Annotated in this window: 20 protein-coding genes and 1 pseudogene; 10 read left to right on the plus strand and 11 right to left on the minus strand. The window is 47.1% G+C overall.

Annotated elements, in window-relative coordinates:
• Nucleotides 1-85: 85 nt before the first annotated feature.
• Nucleotides 86-745 (minus strand): annotated as a pseudogene (locus JNUCC21_RS05285) (protoglobin domain-containing protein); the annotation flags it as partial.
• Nucleotides 742-2,265 (minus strand): FAD-dependent oxidoreductase, encoded by a 1,524-nt coding sequence (locus JNUCC21_RS05290; RefSeq protein ID WP_216062190.1) that lies wholly within the window; start codon nt 2,263-2,265, stop codon nt 742-744. The pseudogene JNUCC21_RS05285 and the gene JNUCC21_RS05290, both read right to left, overlap by 4 nt.
• Nucleotides 2,266-2,389: 124 nt before the next feature.
• Here JNUCC21_RS05290 and JNUCC21_RS05295 point away from each other — a divergent pair, with 124 nt between their 5' ends.
• Nucleotides 2,390-3,247 (plus strand): SDR family oxidoreductase, encoded by an 858-nt coding sequence (locus JNUCC21_RS05295; RefSeq protein ID WP_007610477.1) that lies wholly within the window; start codon nt 2,390-2,392, stop codon nt 3,245-3,247.
• A gap of 30 nt (nt 3,248-3,277) precedes the next feature.
• Here the strand turns inward: JNUCC21_RS05295 and JNUCC21_RS05300 are convergent, their stop codons facing one another.
• Nucleotides 3,278-3,511: an IDEAL domain-containing protein gene (locus tag JNUCC21_RS05300; protein WP_012117233.1), complete on the minus strand. Its 234-nt coding sequence runs from the start codon at nt 3,509-3,511 to the stop codon at nt 3,278-3,280.
• Nucleotides 3,512-3,826: 315 nt separating this feature from the next.
• On the opposite strand from JNUCC21_RS05300, the gene JNUCC21_RS05305 reads away from it, so the two are divergent.
• The 4 genes from JNUCC21_RS05305 to JNUCC21_RS05320 all read left to right on the plus strand — a co-directional run bounded on the left by JNUCC21_RS05305 (nt 3,827) and on the right by JNUCC21_RS05320 (nt 5,949).
• Nucleotides 3,827-4,405 carry a competence protein ComK gene (locus tag JNUCC21_RS05305; protein ID WP_012117234.1) on the plus strand — a complete coding sequence of 193 codons (579 nt, stop codon included), beginning with the start codon at nt 3,827-3,829 and terminating at the stop codon, nt 4,403-4,405.
• Between the two features lie 145 nt (nt 4,406-4,550).
• Nucleotides 4,551-4,919: an iron chaperone gene (locus tag JNUCC21_RS05310; protein WP_012117235.1), complete on the plus strand. Its 369-nt coding sequence runs from the start codon at nt 4,551-4,553 to the stop codon at nt 4,917-4,919.
• Between the two features lie 26 nt (nt 4,920-4,945).
• The gene (locus tag JNUCC21_RS05315; protein ID WP_015239528.1) at nt 4,946-5,317 is read left to right on the plus strand and encodes an iron chaperone; all 372 of its coding nucleotides are present in this window, start codon (nt 4,946-4,948) and stop codon (nt 5,315-5,317) included.
• A 122-nt stretch (nt 5,318-5,439) separates the two neighbouring features.
• On the plus strand, nt 5,440-5,949 hold the full coding sequence (locus JNUCC21_RS05320) for a MepB family protein (protein WP_012117237.1): 510 nt from the start codon (nt 5,440-5,442) through the stop codon (nt 5,947-5,949).
• 228 nt (nt 5,950-6,177) lie between these two features.
• Here the strand turns inward: JNUCC21_RS05320 and JNUCC21_RS05325 are convergent, their stop codons facing one another.
• Nucleotides 6,178-6,888: a YrpD family protein gene (locus JNUCC21_RS05325; protein ID WP_015239530.1), complete on the minus strand. Its 711-nt coding sequence runs from the start codon at nt 6,886-6,888 to the stop codon at nt 6,178-6,180.
• Nucleotides 6,889-7,083: 195 nt separating this feature from the next.
• On the opposite strand from JNUCC21_RS05325, the gene JNUCC21_RS05330 reads away from it, so the two are divergent.
• On the plus strand, nt 7,084-7,353 hold the full coding sequence (locus JNUCC21_RS05330; protein ID WP_003155168.1) for an excalibur calcium-binding domain-containing protein: 270 nt from the start codon (nt 7,084-7,086) through the stop codon (nt 7,351-7,353).
• A 31-nt stretch (nt 7,354-7,384) separates the two neighbouring features.
• On the opposite strand, the gene JNUCC21_RS05335 is transcribed toward JNUCC21_RS05330, so the two are convergent.
• The 4 genes from JNUCC21_RS05335 to JNUCC21_RS05350 all read right to left on the minus strand — a co-directional run bounded on the left by JNUCC21_RS05335 (nt 7,385) and on the right by JNUCC21_RS05350 (nt 9,890).
• Nucleotides 7,385-7,702: a YbjQ family protein gene (locus JNUCC21_RS05335; RefSeq protein ID WP_003155166.1), complete on the minus strand. Its 318-nt coding sequence runs from the start codon at nt 7,700-7,702 to the stop codon at nt 7,385-7,387.
• Between the two features lie 41 nt (nt 7,703-7,743).
• The gene (locus JNUCC21_RS05340) at nt 7,744-9,213 is read right to left on the minus strand and encodes a sodium:solute symporter (protein WP_369878663.1); all 1,470 of its coding nucleotides are present in this window, start codon (nt 9,211-9,213) and stop codon (nt 7,744-7,746) included.
• Nucleotides 9,210-9,410 carry a DUF3311 domain-containing protein gene (locus JNUCC21_RS05345; RefSeq protein WP_007409181.1) on the minus strand — a complete coding sequence of 67 codons (201 nt, stop codon included), beginning with the start codon at nt 9,408-9,410 and terminating at the stop codon, nt 9,210-9,212. Before JNUCC21_RS05345 ends, JNUCC21_RS05340 begins: the two co-directional genes overlap by 4 nt.
• 120 nt (nt 9,411-9,530) lie before the next feature.
• Nucleotides 9,531-9,890 (minus strand): hypothetical protein, encoded by a 360-nt coding sequence (locus JNUCC21_RS05350; RefSeq protein ID WP_012117241.1) that lies wholly within the window; start codon nt 9,888-9,890, stop codon nt 9,531-9,533.
• A gap of 153 nt (nt 9,891-10,043) precedes the next feature.
• On the opposite strand from JNUCC21_RS05350, the gene JNUCC21_RS05355 reads away from it, so the two are divergent.
• The 4 genes from JNUCC21_RS05355 (at nt 10,044) to JNUCC21_RS05370 (ending at nt 13,415) form a co-directional block, all read left to right on the plus strand.
• A complete protein-coding gene (locus JNUCC21_RS05355; protein WP_059367273.1) occupies nt 10,044-10,670 on the plus strand; it encodes a TVP38/TMEM64 family protein in 627 nt (208 codons plus the stop codon).
• A complete protein-coding gene (gene lepB, locus JNUCC21_RS05360) occupies nt 10,667-11,182 on the plus strand; it encodes a signal peptidase I (protein ID WP_003155158.1) in 516 nt (171 codons plus the stop codon). Before JNUCC21_RS05355 ends, lepB begins: the two co-directional genes overlap by 4 nt.
• A gap of 147 nt (nt 11,183-11,329) precedes the next feature.
• Nucleotides 11,330-12,805, plus strand: coding sequence for a monooxygenase (locus JNUCC21_RS05365; protein WP_369878664.1), 1,476 nt, complete (start codon nt 11,330-11,332; stop codon nt 12,803-12,805).
• Between the two features lie 88 nt (nt 12,806-12,893).
• Nucleotides 12,894-13,415 carry a MarR family transcriptional regulator gene (locus JNUCC21_RS05370; RefSeq protein ID WP_012117244.1) on the plus strand — a complete coding sequence of 174 codons (522 nt, stop codon included), beginning with the start codon at nt 12,894-12,896 and terminating at the stop codon, nt 13,413-13,415.
• A 36-nt stretch (nt 13,416-13,451) separates the two neighbouring features.
• Here the strand turns inward: JNUCC21_RS05370 and JNUCC21_RS05375 are convergent, their stop codons facing one another.
• From JNUCC21_RS05375 to JNUCC21_RS05385, 3 genes are all read right to left on the minus strand, one after another.
• Nucleotides 13,452-14,609, minus strand: a complete 1,158-nt coding sequence (locus JNUCC21_RS05375; protein ID WP_052827240.1) for an AbrB family transcriptional regulator — start codon at nt 14,607-14,609, stop codon at nt 13,452-13,454.
• A 167-nt stretch (nt 14,610-14,776) separates the two neighbouring features.
• A complete protein-coding gene (locus JNUCC21_RS05380; protein ID WP_072588964.1) occupies nt 14,777-15,973 on the minus strand; it encodes an MFS transporter in 1,197 nt (398 codons plus the stop codon).
• Nucleotides 15,974-15,988: 15 nt separating this feature from the next.
• The gene (locus tag JNUCC21_RS05385; RefSeq protein WP_012117247.1) at nt 15,989-16,609 is read right to left on the minus strand and encodes a TetR/AcrR family transcriptional regulator; all 621 of its coding nucleotides are present in this window, start codon (nt 16,607-16,609) and stop codon (nt 15,989-15,991) included.
• Between the last annotated feature and the right edge of the window lie 13 nt (nt 16,610-16,622).

The following is a 16,622-nucleotide window of genomic DNA, read 5'->3' on the forward strand; positions in this document are numbered from 1 at the left end:
GTGATCCGGATGTTTCCTGGATTTTTTGATGAAGACGGGCTTTCTTTTCCTCTTGTTCGTCACGCTGGCAGTTATATTCGCTCTGGAATGCTTCAAGGACGAGCTGCTGTTCAAGATTCAATATTTTCGTCGTCGCTTTGATCGCTTTTAAAAGTTCATGCAAATCCGGGATTGCTGCTTCATATATGTTCATCATCGACAGAAGCAGATCCTGAAACGCTCCCATATACCATTTCGGTTCAAGGCCGATCCGCAAGTGGATGGAAGCGATGCGCTGTCTTTTTTCAATGAATTCATCATCAATCGTGCCGGCAAACATCTCATGGATATGACGCCGTAATGTTTTTTTCAGGCGCTCGACCGTGCTGTGGTCGTTAATGATCGTCATTAATGATTTTTCGTGATCCAGGTTTCGGTAAAAGGAATCGACGATTGTTGAGATATGTTCTTTAATTAACGGCTGCAGCTCTTCAAGCACATGAAGTTCTTCGTTTCCGAGCCTGACCATTTTCAGCTGTTTTTGGACATCTGCATATTGATTTGAAAGCGCGATGCGTTTTTTTCCATCGGCTTCTGAAAAATAAGCTGTTTCTTTTTTGCGGTCTTTTTTAAATAACAATATAAGTTCCCCCAGATATTCTCTTTTTCTTTTTATCGGTATGGAAGGAACTTGAATGAAGGAATCTGATAAAAATATTTTAATGCAGAAAAAAATAAAACCATTCGTACAGAATGGTTTAGTCAATCTTGGCTGAGGCGTTTCAGCGGCTTGATGGCGGGACCTTCGGCAACCCCGCCGTCAGGTGTGAACCGGGACCCGTGACAAGGACAGTCCCACGTCCGTTCGCCGTCATTCCATTCAACCTCACAGCCTAAATGGGTGCATGTCGTATCGACAAGATGCAGACAGCCTTTTTCATCTTTATAGGCGCCGGCCCGTTTGCCGTTTACCGTTACGATTTTTCCCTCCCCGGGCCGAAGAGTCTCAGGTGAAGCGTCCGGCCTCTCAAGTTTGCCTGAGATAAGGTGTTTGGCCACGTCGGCATTATAAGAAATCAGTTTTTTCAGTCCCGGATCTGCGTGGAAGCGTGACGGAATAAACAGGCCGGAAAACGGGTTCTTTTTGTTTTGAATATGATCAGCCAAAAGCTTCGCGGCGAGCGCTGAGCTTGTCATGCCCCATTTTTTAAAACCGGTCGCCGCCAAAATATGTTCTTCATCGCCTGAGATGGGACCGATGAACGGAATTTTGTCAATGGTGACAAGGTCTTGTGCAGACCAATGATATGGGATGCTTTCAACCCCGATTGTGTTTTCCGCAAATTGTTTCAGCGCTTCGTAATGCTCGGACATTTCTTTTCCTTGGCCTGTTTTGTGGCTTTCGCCGCCGACAAGAACCAGTTTTTCACCGTTCAAATCGGTGTATCGCAGTGATCTGGACGGCTTGTCTATGCTGAGATACATCCCGTCCGGATACGCTTGTTTCGGTTTTACCGCGAGTACGTAGGATCTGCTGGCATACATTCTGGCGGCATAAAGCCCGCCTCCGTCATAAAAAGGAAAGTGGGAAGAGCAGACAATGTAGCTGCACTTGATGCCGTGTCTGTTTTTCGTGACCACTTCCGGCTGCGGTTCTTTTTTTATGTCGATCGCAGCCGTCTGTTCAAAAATCCGCGCCCCGTTTTTAACGATCTCTTTGACGAGCGCTGCACCATATAAAAGCGGATGGAATTGCGCCTGATTCTTCATGGCGAGGCCGAGCCTGCAATCAACGGGGACGGGAAGTTCTTTCACAAGCTCGTGTTCAATGCCGAGCTTGGTATAAGCTTCCTGCTCACTGCGGATTTTTTTGACGCCTGATTCTGTATTGGTGTAAAGATATGCGTCTTGTTCAGCCAGTCTGCATTCAATCGAAAGGTCCTTCATAATCTGCTTCATGTCTTCCATGGCGCGGAGATGGGCTTCGAAATACAGCCTTGCGCTGGTCAGGCCGATCTGCTGAATAAGATCGGCATAGATGAAATCATGCTGGGCGGTGATTTTTGCGGTCGTGCCCGCGGTGGTCCCGTTTAAAATCCGGTCTGCTTCAATGACAGCGACACGGAAACCTCTTTTCGTCAGTTCGTATGCCGTTGTCAGGCCCGTAATTCCTCCGCCGATAACCGCAACGTCACATTCCGTATCTTCAGTGAGGGCGGGAAAGGTAGGAATGTCAGCTGTTGCTTTCCAATAGGAAGCCGGTTCCTCGTTTGAAAAAGTAGTCAATTCAGATTTACCTCCTCTGTTGTATATTCTTAATTTTTCCAATAAGACTCTGTTCATACATGAAATTCGTATAAGATGCTCAAATTACTCATAATATAGTAATTAATGTAAAGGAGTGATCAAAATGGCTAATCAGAAGAAGAAAACCTTGCCGCCGCAGCATCAAAACCGGCAGCCGGGCTTTGAATATGTAATGGACCCGCGCCCCGTTTTTGACAAACCGAAAGCGGCGAAAAAACTTGAAGGGAAAACGGCGATCATCACGGGCGGAGACAGCGGGATCGGCCGCGCCGTATCCGTTTTATTCGCGAAGGAAGGCGCTAATGTGGTCATCGTTTACTTTGATGAGCATCAGGATGCCGAAGAGACGAAGCAATATGTAGAAAAAGAGGGGGCGAAGTGTCTGCTGATTGCAGGGGATGTCGGCGACGAAGCCTTTTGCAACGATGTCATCCGCCAGGCGGGCCAAGCCTTTCCTTCCATTGACATCCTGGTCAACAACGCGGGTGAGCAGCACGTGCAGCCGGGGATTGAGAAAATCACGAGCCACCAGCTCATCAGAACGTTTCAGACGAATATTTTTTCAATGTTTTACTTAACGAAAGCCGCGCTCCCTCACCTGAAAAAAGGAAGTTCAATCATTAATACGGCCTCTATTACCGCCTATAAAGGCCACAAAACATTGATTGACTATTCAGCGACAAAAGGGGCGATCGTCACGTTTACAAGATCTCTTTCCCAATCTCTTGTCACTCAGGGCATCAGGGTAAACGCAGTGGCGCCGGGGCCGATCTGGACGCCGCTGATCCCGGCGAGCTTCTCGGCGAAGGAAGTGGAAGTCTTCGGCTCAGACGTGCCGATGCAGCGCCCGGGAGAGCCTGTTGAAGTGGCGCCGAGCTATTTGTACTTAGCAAGCGATGATTCTTCCTATGTCACGGGACAGACGATTCATGTGAACGGCGGTACCATCGTAAACGGATAATGTAAAAAAAGCCAATCCATATGGATTGGCTTATTCACTCTGTTTAAGTGCTGCATATTCTTTTGAAAGCGTGAGGAACGCTTCTTTATTTTTATCATCAAGCGCCTTATTAATCTGCATGGTCAGCATGGCGAGCCGGCGTTTATACAAGGATTCATCAAGCACCATTTGAATGTAAATATCGGCCATTGTCACATCGAATTCGTTTGCTATTTGCGTGTTGCGGGACTTCATGAGCTCAGTGTACGACTTTTTCTCTTTCATAAAGAATCCCCCCAATGCCTTTTTTATAGTATATGGATAACGGCCGGAAAAATCAATTAATTTTTATAATCTTTAGACAACTAATACTTGGAGATATATCGACATATCCTGCAAATTGACGAAAAAACGAAAATGATCATCGTATAAATGAGGTGAAACGAAAAAGAAAAACAATATTTAAATAGTAATTTAAGACTAAATTACATCTTTAAAAGGTGATTTTTAGCTATATTCAAAAAAAACCTGTCGTTTTCCAATGACAGATGATAGATTATTAGTATAAATTTTCAAGAAAAGGATTGGAGGCTGCACATTATGTGCCAGAAAACACACGCACCCTTAGAAAGCTACGAAGTAAATCGTTCAACCATCGCTGTTTTGCCTGAGGAAATAGACGGTAAAATGGGGTCGAAGGTCATTGAAAAAGACTGCATTCTGTATGTCAGCATGAAGCCGATTCACATCATCGACAGAAGCTGCCGCTACTTTGGCTCCAGCTATGCCGGGAGAAAAGCGGGAACATATGAAGCGATTAAAATTTCTCACAAGCCGCCGATTATGGTGGACCCTTCAAATCACATCTTTTTATTCCCTACACTTTCTTCTGCAAGGCCTCAATGCGGCTGGATATCTCATGTGCACGTTAAAGATTTTCAACCGACGGCATTTGATGACACAGCGGTCACGTTCTCAAACGGCAAAACGATGGAACTGGAAGTATCCTATCATTCTTTTGAAAATCAGGTTTACAGAACCGCCTATCTCAGAACCACTTTTCAGGACAGGATGGGCAGTCATGTCCCGAAGCGGCAGGAATTCATGCTGTATCCGAAAGAAGAGCGGACAAGAATGATCTACGACTTTATTTTGCGGGAGCTGGGGGAGAGATATTAGAGAAAGCTGTGATGTGAAGGGACGGGTCCTCTCCTTTTGGGGAGGGCTTTTTTCGATTTACATGCCCGGGCAGAGTTGTATCGTGTCCGTCTGTTGGCTATGATGATGTAAAGAGTAATGATATTTCATTTTAGGAGAGATGGGCATGGATGTGTTTGCAAAATATGTATCAGGAATCGACAACCCGGATCACCGTCTCAAAGCAGAGGAAATTTTGTCGTGGACGGCTGGCCAATTTCCGAACTTAGAAGCGCAGATCAAGTGGAACAAACCGACATTTACCGATCACGGCACCTATATCATTATGTTTGCCGCGGCAAAAAATCATTTGAGCATTTTACCTGAAAAAGAGACGATGGAGCATTTTGCCGATGACATCGCTCAAGCCGGGTACAGCGCTTCTTCGCGCCTGTTCAGAATTCGATGGACTGATCCGGTGCACTATGATCTGCTTAAGAAGATCATCGAATTTAACATCAAGGAAAAAGCTGAAAATCCGGGGTTTTGGCGCTAGCGGACGTGATGTTGAAGGAGGAAGACATGGACGTTTTCAAAGACTATTTATCAAGTATCGACAGCCCTGATCATCGTCTGCGAATGGAGGAAATCCTGTCGTGGACGGCTGACCAATTTCCGAACTTAGAAGCGCAGATCAAGTGGAACACGCCGATGTTTACCGATCACGGCACCTTTATTATCGGCTTTGCGGCAGCAAAGCATCATGTAAGTGTTTCCCCCGAAGAAGCTGGAATTGCGCATTTTGCCGAGGACATTGCCTGTGCCGGCTACAGCGCTACTTCCCGTTTGTTCAGAATTCAATGGACTGAACCGGTGCATTATGAGCTGCTTGAACGCATGATTCAATTCAATATTCAGGATAAGGCGGACTGCTCAGCATTTTGGCGGAAATAATGAAAGAAATGTTAAAAAAACAACCCTGAGGAGGGCTGTTTTTTTATTGGAAACACATGATCAGCCCATTTTAATCAAGAAGCAATGGATGACGTACTATAAAAAATAAGGAGTACGAAGCAGTGAATGAATTTTATAAGGCGTTAACATATGTAAATAAAATTTTTTATGAACCAAATCACTTAACGATACATGATATTCAAGAAGAAGCTCAAAACTCAGAGTATGGGGCCGGTATGTTTCAACTGCATTCAAAGTCAGTTCGATTCAGAGTCGCAAAAATAACGCCTAACAAGATAGGACAGTTTGTTGCTTTTTGGGAAAAAGATGGAGATGGTAAAAACCAAGCCTTTTCATATGAAAAAGCTGCTGATTTATTGGTTATCAATACTTTTGCCAGTAATAATCATTTTGGACAATTCGTTTTTCCAAAAGAAGTTCTTGTAAAGCAAAATATCCTTAAAACAGCCGCTACAAAAGGAAAAATGGCAATTAGAGTTTACCCTGAATGGGAAAATCCCACTAGCAAACAAGCTATCGAAACACAAAAATGGCAGTTGGCATATTTTGTTGAGGCGAACGATGCAGATCGTTTTCCAGCACAAGACCTGTTAAAGCTATATTCTAACTAAAATTGGACAGCCCTGAGCCGGCTGACAGTATGTGAAGTTAACCGGTGCGTGAGTTGGAGAATAACGGGGAACCTCAACAAATGAGGTTCCTCTAATTGTTATATAGAAATCGATATTTTGAATGTAACAGAGTTTGTTTATTAAACGTAATCCGAAAAATAAGGGATTTGCGTATCCGGCAGACCCTCACGAAACGCACGATGACAGAAATCGTGCGTTCAACATTCTTTATTTGACGACAGACATGCTGACGCTGCTGCCTGACACTGTCAATTTGGCAAAATCCTGTGTATCAATCACAGGTGTGACTGCTTTATTGTCAATCGTGATGTTCGTAAAGGCTGTTGAGAAGTTTGATTTGATGTAAGGGCGCTGATCCTCTGATGTGACCGCGACGGTGGCGAGCGCTTTCCATTTTGAGACAGAGCCTACATTTGTTTGGGCGAGTTCTGAGATGATGCGGCCGGTGTATCCGTCATTATTCGTGCCCCAATATGTGGCGCGGGTATTGCCGTTCAGATTTTTGTAGATGGTCAGCTGTACGGTGCTGCCGGGCCGGAAGCCTTTTGTATAGGTGAATTGGCTTTCTCCTTCCAGATACTTGACCTGGCCTTGTCCCTTTGAACCGACTTTCATGATCGGTTTCCATACATGATAGGTGTCACTGTACTGAAGCCCGATATCAGCCTCTGTGCCTCCGGTAAATCCTGAGTAAATATAGGCTGTCCCATTTGACACTTGAATTGAGCTTGGAAGCTGAATTTTCGTGACGAGTACAGAACCCGTGCTGTTCAGGTAGGCCCTTCCGCCGATTCCTTTGCTGAGCTGGGACGCCGCTTCCGCCGTATTGGGACTGATCAACCCCGGAATTTCCGCCGTACATGTGCCGAATAGAACGGCTGTAGTGAGCACACCCGCAAAAAGCCCTTTTTTCATCATCATTTCTCCTCCTATCATCATAGTCAGATCGCGCTATCAATTCATATTATAAAAGGTTTTGGGAAAAATTCCATAAAAGATATACAGTCGGACGTAATTTGAAACTATTTTCCTATTTATCTTGTAAATGGAGATTATTTGAACTATGATATGTTCAGCAATACCGCATAACTTAGGAGAGGGGATAGGATAGAAATGAAAAAGACGGCAGCTGTGCTTTTGTCTTTCGGTCTTGTGTTCGGATGTTCATACGGAGCGGGGCAGACGGCAGAAGCGAAAACAAAGGTGAAAACGTATCAAAACTGCAAGGCGCTGAATAAGGTGTATAAGGGCGGCGTGGCCAAATCGTCGAAAGTGAAAAACAAGGGCGGCAGAACAAAGTACAAGCCGTATGTATCAAAAGCGCTTTACAATGCAAATAAAAGACTTGACCGAGATAAAGACTATATCGCATGTGAGAAATAAAAAAACAAGCCTCTTTAAAGAGGCTTGTTTTTTAAATGGATTCGGCGGTGACGGCGGTTCCGTATCCGATTAATTCGGATGTATTCTGTCCTGCGGTCAGTTCGAACCGCAGGCCGACGATGGCGTTCGCTCCGAGCTGCTCCGCCTCTCTGATCAGCCGCTCTTTCACCGCTTTTTTGGAGTCTTCCAGCATTTCAGTATAGCTTTTCAATTCGCCGCCGACGACAGATTTTAAGCCTGCAAGCAAGTCTTTGCCGATGTGTCTGGACTGGACGATACTGCTTGTCACCAAGCCTTTCACTTCCGTAATCTGTTTTCCGGCAACGGTTTCGGTCGTTGTCATGATCATGCGTTTTTCCCCTTTCGTGTATCTTACCGCTATCTTACCATTTAAGCCGCCTTTTCGGCTGCGCTGATTTGTTTTTTTCTGACTGCGGCGCTGACTGCAAACATGACGGCAATGTTCAGAACCAGTGCGATGATGCCTGTATTCATATCCTTAACGATCTGCGGAAGAAACGGAAAGAGGGTTCCGATGGTTGATTCGGTCAGCGTAATGAAGGCCACCGTTCCGACCCCGGCCGTTATGCCGGCAAAAGCGCCGTGGCTTGTGATGAAACGCCGCTTCGGCAGGCTGAATAAGAGGGCGGGGAAAAGCTGGGTGACAAGGCTGTAGCCCATTAAAAGCAAGGTGACGATGGTATTTCCGCCTTTCAGCGTAAAATATACGGATATCAGCGCGATGACGGGTACGGCGTATTTTGCGAGCCGTGAGACTTTTTCGTCAGTCGTGCCGGGCAGAATGGCTTTGTACACATTTTTGGCGAACAGCGTGCTTGAGGCCATTAATATCATTGAACCGGGTACAAGCGCCGTCAGAATGCCCGCCGATCCGATCAGTCCGACAAACCAGGGATCAAAGGTTTTCACAGACAGCTTTAATAAGGCGAGATCCGTGTCCGCCCCTTTTAAACCGGGGACCTGCAGAATCGCCGCAAATCCGGTAAAGATGACAAACAGCAGGACGAGCTGATAAAGAGGCATGATGATTGCGTTTTTCCGAAACACCCGCGGATGCTCCGCCGAATAGGAAGCGGCAAATGTATGGGGCCACATATAAAAGCCGAGGGCGGTCAGCAAAACCGTTGAGCTGAACCAGGAAACGCTCTGTCCGGTTTCCGGCAGCGTGAGAAAATCGGGTTTTGCGGCGTCAATTTGTTTGAACATCTCCGTAAATCCGCCATAGTAATGAATGGGCAGATAAATGCCTAAATACAGGACGATGCCTAAAATCATGATATCTTTAACGACTGATATCCACGCTGAACCGTGGATTCCTGATATCATCACATAAATCGTGATGGAGACAGCGCCGATCCAGACAGCGGCTGAGGGCGGAATCTGTCCGTATGACGTTGCTGAAACAATTAATCCGAGCCCTTTCAGCTGCAGGACGAGATAGGGGATGAGGGATGCGATGCCGACGAGCGATACGAGAATGCCGAGGAGCGGGCTGTTGTATTTTGAAATGAAAAAATCTGATTGCGACATCAGTTTGTGTTGTTTGGCGTAAGTCCACACGGCTGGCAGAAGCCAATATGACAAAATGTAGGCAAGGCAGCCGTACGCGATAATATAAAAGGCGGGGCCTCCTTTTCCGTAAGCCCATCCGCTTCCGCCGAGGAATGTAAAGGTCGTGTATATTTCTCCCGCCATTAATAAAAAGACAAACATCGTGCCGAAGCCGCGTCCGCCCACCGTCCATTGTTCAAGGTCCATATGTTTTCCTTTTCGGGCCCGGATTCCGAGATATACACAAAACAGGAGCACGGCGGCCATTACGGGAAATGCTGCGTTCATTCCGCCTCACCCGCCTTATTTTCTTTGTCCAATTTGTAAACGGCGGCCATCAGAACGGAAGTCAGCACCGCCCAGATGACGACATACGCGAGAATGAAAGGCATTCCGAAAACATAAGGCGTCACCCGGTTGGCAAATGGAATGCCGGCGAGAATTCCGAAAAAGGGCAGGGCGGCGAGAACATGAATCAGTTTCATAACATTCCTCCTTTTCATTGAAAACAGCGTGTCCCGATTATAAAGAAAATCATGTCGAATGTATAGTGTGAATAGTCTGAAATTTATCAGTTGAAAAGGAAAAGCAGTCCCGGCTGCTTTTTAAATGGTCGCAAGAGACAGGTAATATTCTAATAAGGCGGTTACCTGTTCCCGTATTCTCGGGTTGAAATAACGGTGTTTTTCTTCATAGCCGTTAATGGTGCATATATAAAGCGTAAATGCTTCGTCTCTTTCCGCTTCGTATATTTTAATTTTACGCTTTCTTAACTCTTTTCGAACATCACTCAAATCCTTTTGTGCTAATTTTAAAGAGCAGCTGATAAGCTGTTTATAGGGTTGTTTTAATTTGAACGGGCACGAATCAAGCGCTTCGAGGTCCCGGTTCAGGATGGCAGCCGCCATGGGCAGAAACAGCCCTTTTTCGATGAGATCGCGGGTGCCGCTCCGGATGTCAGGCATAAATACTCCTTCTTTCTTAAAAAAAGAGAACGTTTGTTCTTATTTTATACTCGCTTACACGATATTTCAAGTCGGAAAATCTCGTAAACATTTTCGTTTTTTGGAGATAATGTGTAGAATAAGGATAGACAAACTCGTTAAGGAGTATAAACGTTGGAGCAATTTTTATCATATTTGACTGAGGAACAGCTGACGGAATGGTTCCAAAGCTATAGAGCTTTCGGCCCGGCGGCTGCGGCTGCACTGCCTTTTATTGAAGCGTTTCTTCCGTTTTTGCCGCTCGTTGTATTTGTGGTGGCGAATACGAATGCATTTGGTTTGTGGGAAGGTTTTTTTCTGTCATGGCTCGGGTCTGCGGCAGGATCGATGCTGATGTTTTATGCCGTCCGCCGTTTCGGACAGAAAAGAGCTTTCGGTTTCATCCGCAGGCATCAGACCATAAGGCGGATGATGCTCTGGGTTGAGCGGCACGGTTTCGGTCCGCTGTTTATTTTACTTTGCTTCCCCTTTACGCCGTCCGCTGCGGTTCATATCGTTGCCGGTCTGTCACGGGTGGGGGCGCTGCAGTTTATTTCAGCAGCCGCTATGGGGAAAATGGTCATGATTTTTATGATCAGCTTTATCGGATATGATCTACACGCGCTCATGACACAGCCTTTCAGGATGGCGGGCGCCATTACAGTGATCGCGGTGCTGTGGTATGCCGGAAAGCATATCGAACGGCGTTTACAGACGAGAATCAGTCAGCATGAGAAAGACGGAGGGAGACAGGAATCTTGAAAAAACGATTTTGGTTTATAGCCGGCGTGCTTATCGTTGTTTTGGCCATACAATTAAAGAATGCCATTTTTATTGATTATAAAGTCGAAGGAATCAGCATGAATCCGACCTTTAAACAAGGAAATGAGCTGATGGTCAACAAGTTTTCCCATCGTTACAAAACGATCCGCCGTTTCGATATTGTCCTGTTTAAAGGCCCGCACCGCAAAGTGCTGATCAAACGTGTCATCGGGCTCCCCGGCGAGTCAATCGCATACAGGGAGGATCAGCTGTATGTGAATGGAAAACGGGTGGCGGAACCGTTTTTAAAACCGTTAAAGTCATCATTGTCCGCCGGGAGCCATGTGACCGGTGATTATACGCTGAAGGAAACGACCGGGCGCAAAAGCATACCGAAGGGACAATACTTTGTTATTGGCGACAACCGCATATACAGCCTCGACAGCCGTCATTTCGGTCCGATTAAGGATAAAGACATTGTCGGAGTCATCAGTGAATCAGACGCCAAGTAAACGGCGTCTTTTTTTTCGGAAATGATTGTAAAAAAGCAGAGGGAAGACTATAATGAAAATTGTTACGCGCGAAACAAAAAGGAGGCGTTTTATTTTTTGGTGATTTTGTTACCCGTGTAACAAAAAATATGAAAGAGGGCTGATGAGATGAAAACACAGGCTGCCATTATCGGGGGAGGTCCGGTCGGGCTTATGCTTGCATCAGAACTGGCGCTGGCCGGAGTGAAAACGACTGTTATTGAACGATTGAAGAAGACGGTGCCATATTCCAAAGCGCTTATCATGCATCCGCGCACACTTGAGCTTTTTGCCATGAGAGGCATATTGGAACGCTTTTTGGAAAAAGGGACGAAGGTGTCTTCCGGCCATTTTTCCATGCTGGATACACGGCTGGATTTTTCTCGGCTGGATACGAAGCAGAATTATTCGTTAATGCTGCCTCAGGCAGAAACGGAGCGGATTTTGGAGGAGTATGCATCAAGTCTCGGCGCAGACATCATCCGCGGGGCGGAAGCGGTGGCTGTCACCCAGACGGATGACGGAGTGGAGACGGTGTTCCGGGACGAAAGCGGGATCCGCACTCTTCACAGCTTATATGCCGCGGGTACAGACGGAGCGGGGAGCATTGTCAGGAAACAGGCGGGCATCGCTTTTTCGGGCACTGATGCCGACTTAACAGGAACGCTCTGTGATGCCGCTTTGAAACATCCGCCCGAATCTTCCTTTTTTTCAACGTGCCGCCTGGAGGGATCGGTTGTGATTGTCCCTCTTACGGACGGACTTTTCCGCGTCCTCATCGTTTCTCCGCACGCTCCGCAAAAGCGGAAGGAAGAGCCGGTCACCGAAAATGAGCTGAAAGAAGACCTGCGGCGGATATGCGGCACTGATTTCGGATTGAGTGATCCGGTATGGATGTCGCGGTTCGGCAATGCCGAGCGTCAGGCCGAACAATACCGATCAGGCCGGGTTTTTGTGGCCGGTGATGCGGCGCACATTCATTTTCCCGCAGGCGGCCAAGGGCTGAACACGGGGCTTCAGGATGCCTTCAACCTCGGCTGGAAGCTGGCGGCGCAAATGAAGGGGAAAGCGGCGCCTCATCTTCTGGACAGCTATCATCAGGAAAGGCACAGCACAGGAAAAGAAGTATTGCACAATATAAAAACCCAGATAAAGCTCATGGATTTTACCGAGTCGGGGATGGCATTAAGAGAGACGATGGCTTTGCTGGATTTTCAGGAGTCCAACCGTTTATTGGCGGGAAAAGTATCCGCGCTTGATCTGCATTATGAACCGGATGCGGAGCTGCCGCCGCATATCCTGAACGGAAAACGCCTGCCGGATATCGAATTGACCCTTCATGACGGGCGGCCGGCCCGGCTGTATGATTTTCTTCATAAGGGCGCCTTTGTGCTTTTGTCATTAAGAGGGAGCATTCCTGCCGGTATTGATACGGACAGCGTGGCAGCTGTCAGGGCGGAGCTTGCTGAAACACGTGCCGATTGGGATGACGTCCACACCGTTTTAATCCGGCCGGACGGCCACGCGGCATGGGCAGCCGGCGGCTTGGGACGTGAAGCGGATGAAGCCGTTCTGGCCGGTTTGGAGAGATGGGGATTCATCTGATGCCCTTTTATGCGCCTGTGTGATTGTTTCTTGTGTAACAAAACGTTATAGTAAAAGAAACAATCAATACGGAAGGGTGATTCAGCAGTTGGACAGAAGACAGCCAGACCATGCAAAACACATGATTCTTGAAGGGCTGACAGATATTTTTCACGAGCAGGAGAGGTGTCAGGAGGACATCAGGGCGTCGTTGGCCGGACGGATGGACGAACTCCGTGAAGAAAACGGAAAAAAATTACAGTTGACCTTGACGGAAATTCACATTTTGTCGTGTATCGGAGATCATGAACCGATCAATGTCACGTCAATAGCGGAAAAAATGAAGACGACAAAGCCAACCGTGTCGAGAAGCTGCGCGAAGTTTTTGGAAGCCGGCTTTCTGCGCAGGACCCGGCTGAGCGACAATAAAAAAGAAGTCTATTTCCGGCTGACTCCTGCCGGGAAAGAGCTGCATTCCCTTCATCATGAATATCATGAATTGATAAAAAAGCGGCTCTTGGCGTTTTTAGACCGCTATACAGATGAAGAACTGTTATTTGCTGAACGGCTGTTCCGTGATCTTTCAGCAAACTGGCGATCTGTAAATGGCGGCGGAGAGCTGTTCAAATAAAAAACACGCATATGGATGCGTGTTTTTTTATTCGGATCATGTTCCTCTTTCTGCCCGGCCTCTCTCGCCGTGTGCCCGTTTCAGCTGAGAAAGGTGGTGCAGCAGCCGATAGAAGGGCGGAAGCATGGCGATGACGAGAACGATCCGGATGACCTGAACCGCGACGACGAAAGTCGAGTCTTCGTGCAGGGTGATCGAAGTCGCCGCCATCTCGGCGATCCCGCCGGGAGAAAAGGCGAGAACAGATGTAATCATGGAGATGCCCGTTAATTTAGAAACCGCAATCGCGCTCAGAATCATGGCGGCGATTAATCCGACGGAAGAAATAAATCCGACGGTCAGCACTCTCGCCACACCGGTGAACATGCTTTTGTACATTTTTGATCCGATTGTGGCGCCGAGAAAAATTTGTGACAGCTGGTTCGCTTCCGGCGGCCACCAGGCCAGCATGTCTTTGCCCGCCAAGGCGGACACGCCGATTTCCGCAGCAGCAACGCCGATCATGCTGCCGAGCAGCCAAGGGGCCGGAAATTTCAGCCGTTTTGCGCCTTTGCTTGCAAGCCAGGCAGCCAAAATAAATCCGGCCGTTAACAAGACGGGAGTAAGGCCCGGATGTGAAGCTCCTGCCGAAACGGCTCCGGCTGATGTCTGAGCCGCACCGTTTTGTTTGGTAAATAAGAAAATGACGAGAAACGGTATTGTCATGACGACCAAAAGGACACGCGTCAGCTGAATAAGGCTTACAATCGCGGTGTTTGCGCCGACTTCCTGGGCGATACCCGGCATGGCGGATAAACCGCCCGGCGCCGTGCCTACAAAGCTTGTCATCATGTCCGTCCGGCTGAACCGAAAGAGCACATATCCGGAAACAAGCGCCATCACGATAGAGAAAATCAGCATGAAGCCTACCGGAAGCCAATGCTCCCGTAAAACCGACAGAACGGACAGGTTCAGTTTCTGGCCGAGTTCGATGCCGAGGATCATTTGTCCCGCCGCAAGCCATCTGCGGTGAATCCCTCTTCTGTCAGGCGCCATGAACAGCCAGCGGGGCCTCGTCATGGAGAGGATGCAGCCGGCGGCCAGCGTTCCGAGCATCCAGGCGATCGACATCCCTGTAAGCGAAAGAAGAAACCCCCCTGCCGCACTGATGAGAATAAACCAGATATCCGTAAGGAGATGTTTGTCTTTCTTCAATGAAAACCCTTCTTCCTGAAACATTCATATTAAATTGTTAAGCTCGTTAACCTTACTATTACTATAGTATAGATTTTGAGATAAATAAATAATGAATTATTTCTCATAATCCATTCATTTTTCTTATCGCAAACGCAAAAAAAGCTCCGGAGATGGGTGAGTGCACCCTACTCCGAAACCTCGCCCGCTTTTCCTTTCCACACAAAGGTCAATCCCAGACCGAGAAATAAAACCACACCTGCGAACAGAAACGGGAAGTGAATATTCATATCAAATAAAATACCGCCCAGAGCCGGGCCGAAAATGGTGCCCAAACTCGTGTATGTTGAGTTCATACCGGCAACAAACCCCTGCTGATTTCCTGCGATTTTCGATAAATAAGTAGTCAGTGCCGGGCGCAGTAAATCAAACGCAAGGAAAATGATGCAGGTGACAGCGAGCACGGGCAAAAATCCTGACATCACCGTAGAAACGAAAGCCAGCACAGCGCCGATGATCAGACAAAGCTGAATGACTTTTTTCTCCCCGAGGAAGTTGACAAGTCTTCCGAACGCGAGCACTTGAATGAGGACCGCCACAATGGAGCTGAACGTAATAATAATGGCGATATCCTTTGGCGTGAAGCCGAATTTATGGTTTGTAAATAAGCTGAATACCGTTTCGTACGCCGACAGTCCGAATGCCAAAACAAAAACGATGATAAAGGCGATCAAGTAGTTTGGATGAATCGACTTTTTCAAATCTTTTAAGAAAGTTGATTCTTTGACGCTTTCCAGCTGCTTTGCGCGTTCTTCTTTAGTTAACGGCTCTTTCAGCATAAAGACAGAGGAAAGCACTGCGATAAATGCAATTCCCGCCGCAAAGAAAAACGGCATACGAACGCCGTGATCGGCAATAAATCCTCCTATGCCGGGCCCGATGATAAACCCTGTGCTGATGGCGGCAGATACATAGCCCATCGCCTTCGATCTTTCCTGCACCGTCGTAATATCTGCGACATACGCTGTAACAGCGGGCATGATAAAAGCGGCACTGATGCCCCCCAGCACCCTTGCGAAATATAAAATGGAGACATGTGTGCCCAATCCGAAGGTCAGTTCGGATAATGCGAACAAAAACAGTCCGGCGAGAATCATGATTTTTCTGCCGAAGCGGTCAACCCATCTCCCTGCAATGGGGGATGCAATTAATTGCGCAACGGCGAAGGCAGCGACAAGGTATCCCATTGTGCTGCCCGTCAAGTGCATCACATTCATAAACAGCGGCATAACGGGAATGATCAATCCGATGCCTAAAAACGCAATAAATATATTGCTTAATAAGATGATGAGTACAGCCTTTTGTTCTCTGATCGGTTTTTGCATGTTGTTTCTCCTTTGTCAGCTGTCATTCTGTTTATCAGCGCTGATCGACCCGTGAATAAACACGGAGATGGCTTCTTTTTGCAATTCGATTCTTTGCTGAATGGTATCGTTTTTATATAACACATCTAAACCGTAGAAGACGGATAGCAGGATTTTTACTTTTGATTCGACATGATGAATGGACCAGCTGCCGTCTTGATTTCCCTCTTCTAAGATCTCCCTCATCACATCGTCATATTCAATATCAATTTTGTTGAGCCGCTTTACGACCTCCTCTGACGTAAACGCACTCGCATAAAACTCTTCACTTGCTCTCATAAGCGGGTAATTGATGCTCATCCGGCTGAGCAGCTCCGCAAAGCCCGCCAGTTTTTCGGCAGCATCTTTCAGATCAGCTTCCATTTCCCTCCACGTCTCGATCATCACGCGGTGATCCTCTTCCATGATATGAAGAAACAGAAACTCTTTTCCTTTAAAATGGTGATATAGATTGCCTTTACTGATTTCGGCCGCCTCTAAAATATCCCGAATCGATGTTTCTGAATATCCTTTTTTTGCAAATAAGTCACGCGAAGCGGATACGAGCCTGTTCTTCGTCTTTTCGCTCTTTCCGGCACCGCCTTTTGTATTTGTCACTTCACACAGATCC

Origin of the sequence: Bacillus sp. JNUCC-21, from assembly GCF_041222765.1 — a bacterium.
Taxonomy (GTDB): domain Bacteria; phylum Bacillota; class Bacilli; order Bacillales; family Bacillaceae; genus Bacillus; species Bacillus velezensis.

Coding starts and splice junctions, on each gene's coding strand:
- JNUCC21_RS05365 (WP_369878664.1), top strand. CDS start 11,330: ATGAAAACACAGGCTGCCATTATCGGGGGAGGTCCGGTCGGGCTTATG.
- JNUCC21_RS05305 (WP_012117234.1), top strand. CDS start 3,827: ATGTGCCAGAAAACACACGCACCCTTAGAAAGCTACGAAGTAAATCGT.
- JNUCC21_RS05340 (WP_369878663.1), bottom strand. CDS start 9,213: ATGAACGCAGCATTTCCCGTAATGGCCGCCGTGCTCCTGTTTTGTGTA.
- JNUCC21_RS05295 (WP_007610477.1), top strand. CDS start 2,390: ATGGCTAATCAGAAGAAGAAAACCTTGCCGCCGCAGCATCAAAACCGG.
- JNUCC21_RS05330 (WP_003155168.1), top strand. CDS start 7,084: ATGAAAAAGACGGCAGCTGTGCTTTTGTCTTTCGGTCTTGTGTTCGGA.
- JNUCC21_RS05350 (WP_012117241.1), bottom strand. CDS start 9,890: ATGCCTGACATCCGGAGCGGCACCCGCGATCTCATCGAAAAAGGGCTG.
- JNUCC21_RS05335 (WP_003155166.1), bottom strand. CDS start 7,702: ATGATCATGACAACGACCGAAACCGTTGCCGGAAAACAGATTACGGAA.
- JNUCC21_RS05325 (WP_015239530.1), bottom strand. CDS start 6,888: ATGATGAAAAAAGGGCTTTTTGCGGGTGTGCTCACTACAGCCGTTCTA.
- JNUCC21_RS05310 (WP_012117235.1), top strand. CDS start 4,551: ATGGATGTGTTTGCAAAATATGTATCAGGAATCGACAACCCGGATCAC.
- JNUCC21_RS05345 (WP_007409181.1), bottom strand. CDS start 9,410: ATGAAACTGATTCATGTTCTCGCCGCCCTGCCCTTTTTCGGAATTCTC.
- JNUCC21_RS05315 (WP_015239528.1), top strand. CDS start 4,946: ATGGACGTTTTCAAAGACTATTTATCAAGTATCGACAGCCCTGATCAT.
- JNUCC21_RS05380 (WP_072588964.1), bottom strand. CDS start 15,973: ATGCAAAAACCGATCAGAGAACAAAAGGCTGTACTCATCATCTTATTA.
- JNUCC21_RS05300 (WP_012117233.1), bottom strand. CDS start 3,511: ATGAAAGAGAAAAAGTCGTACACTGAGCTCATGAAGTCCCGCAACACG.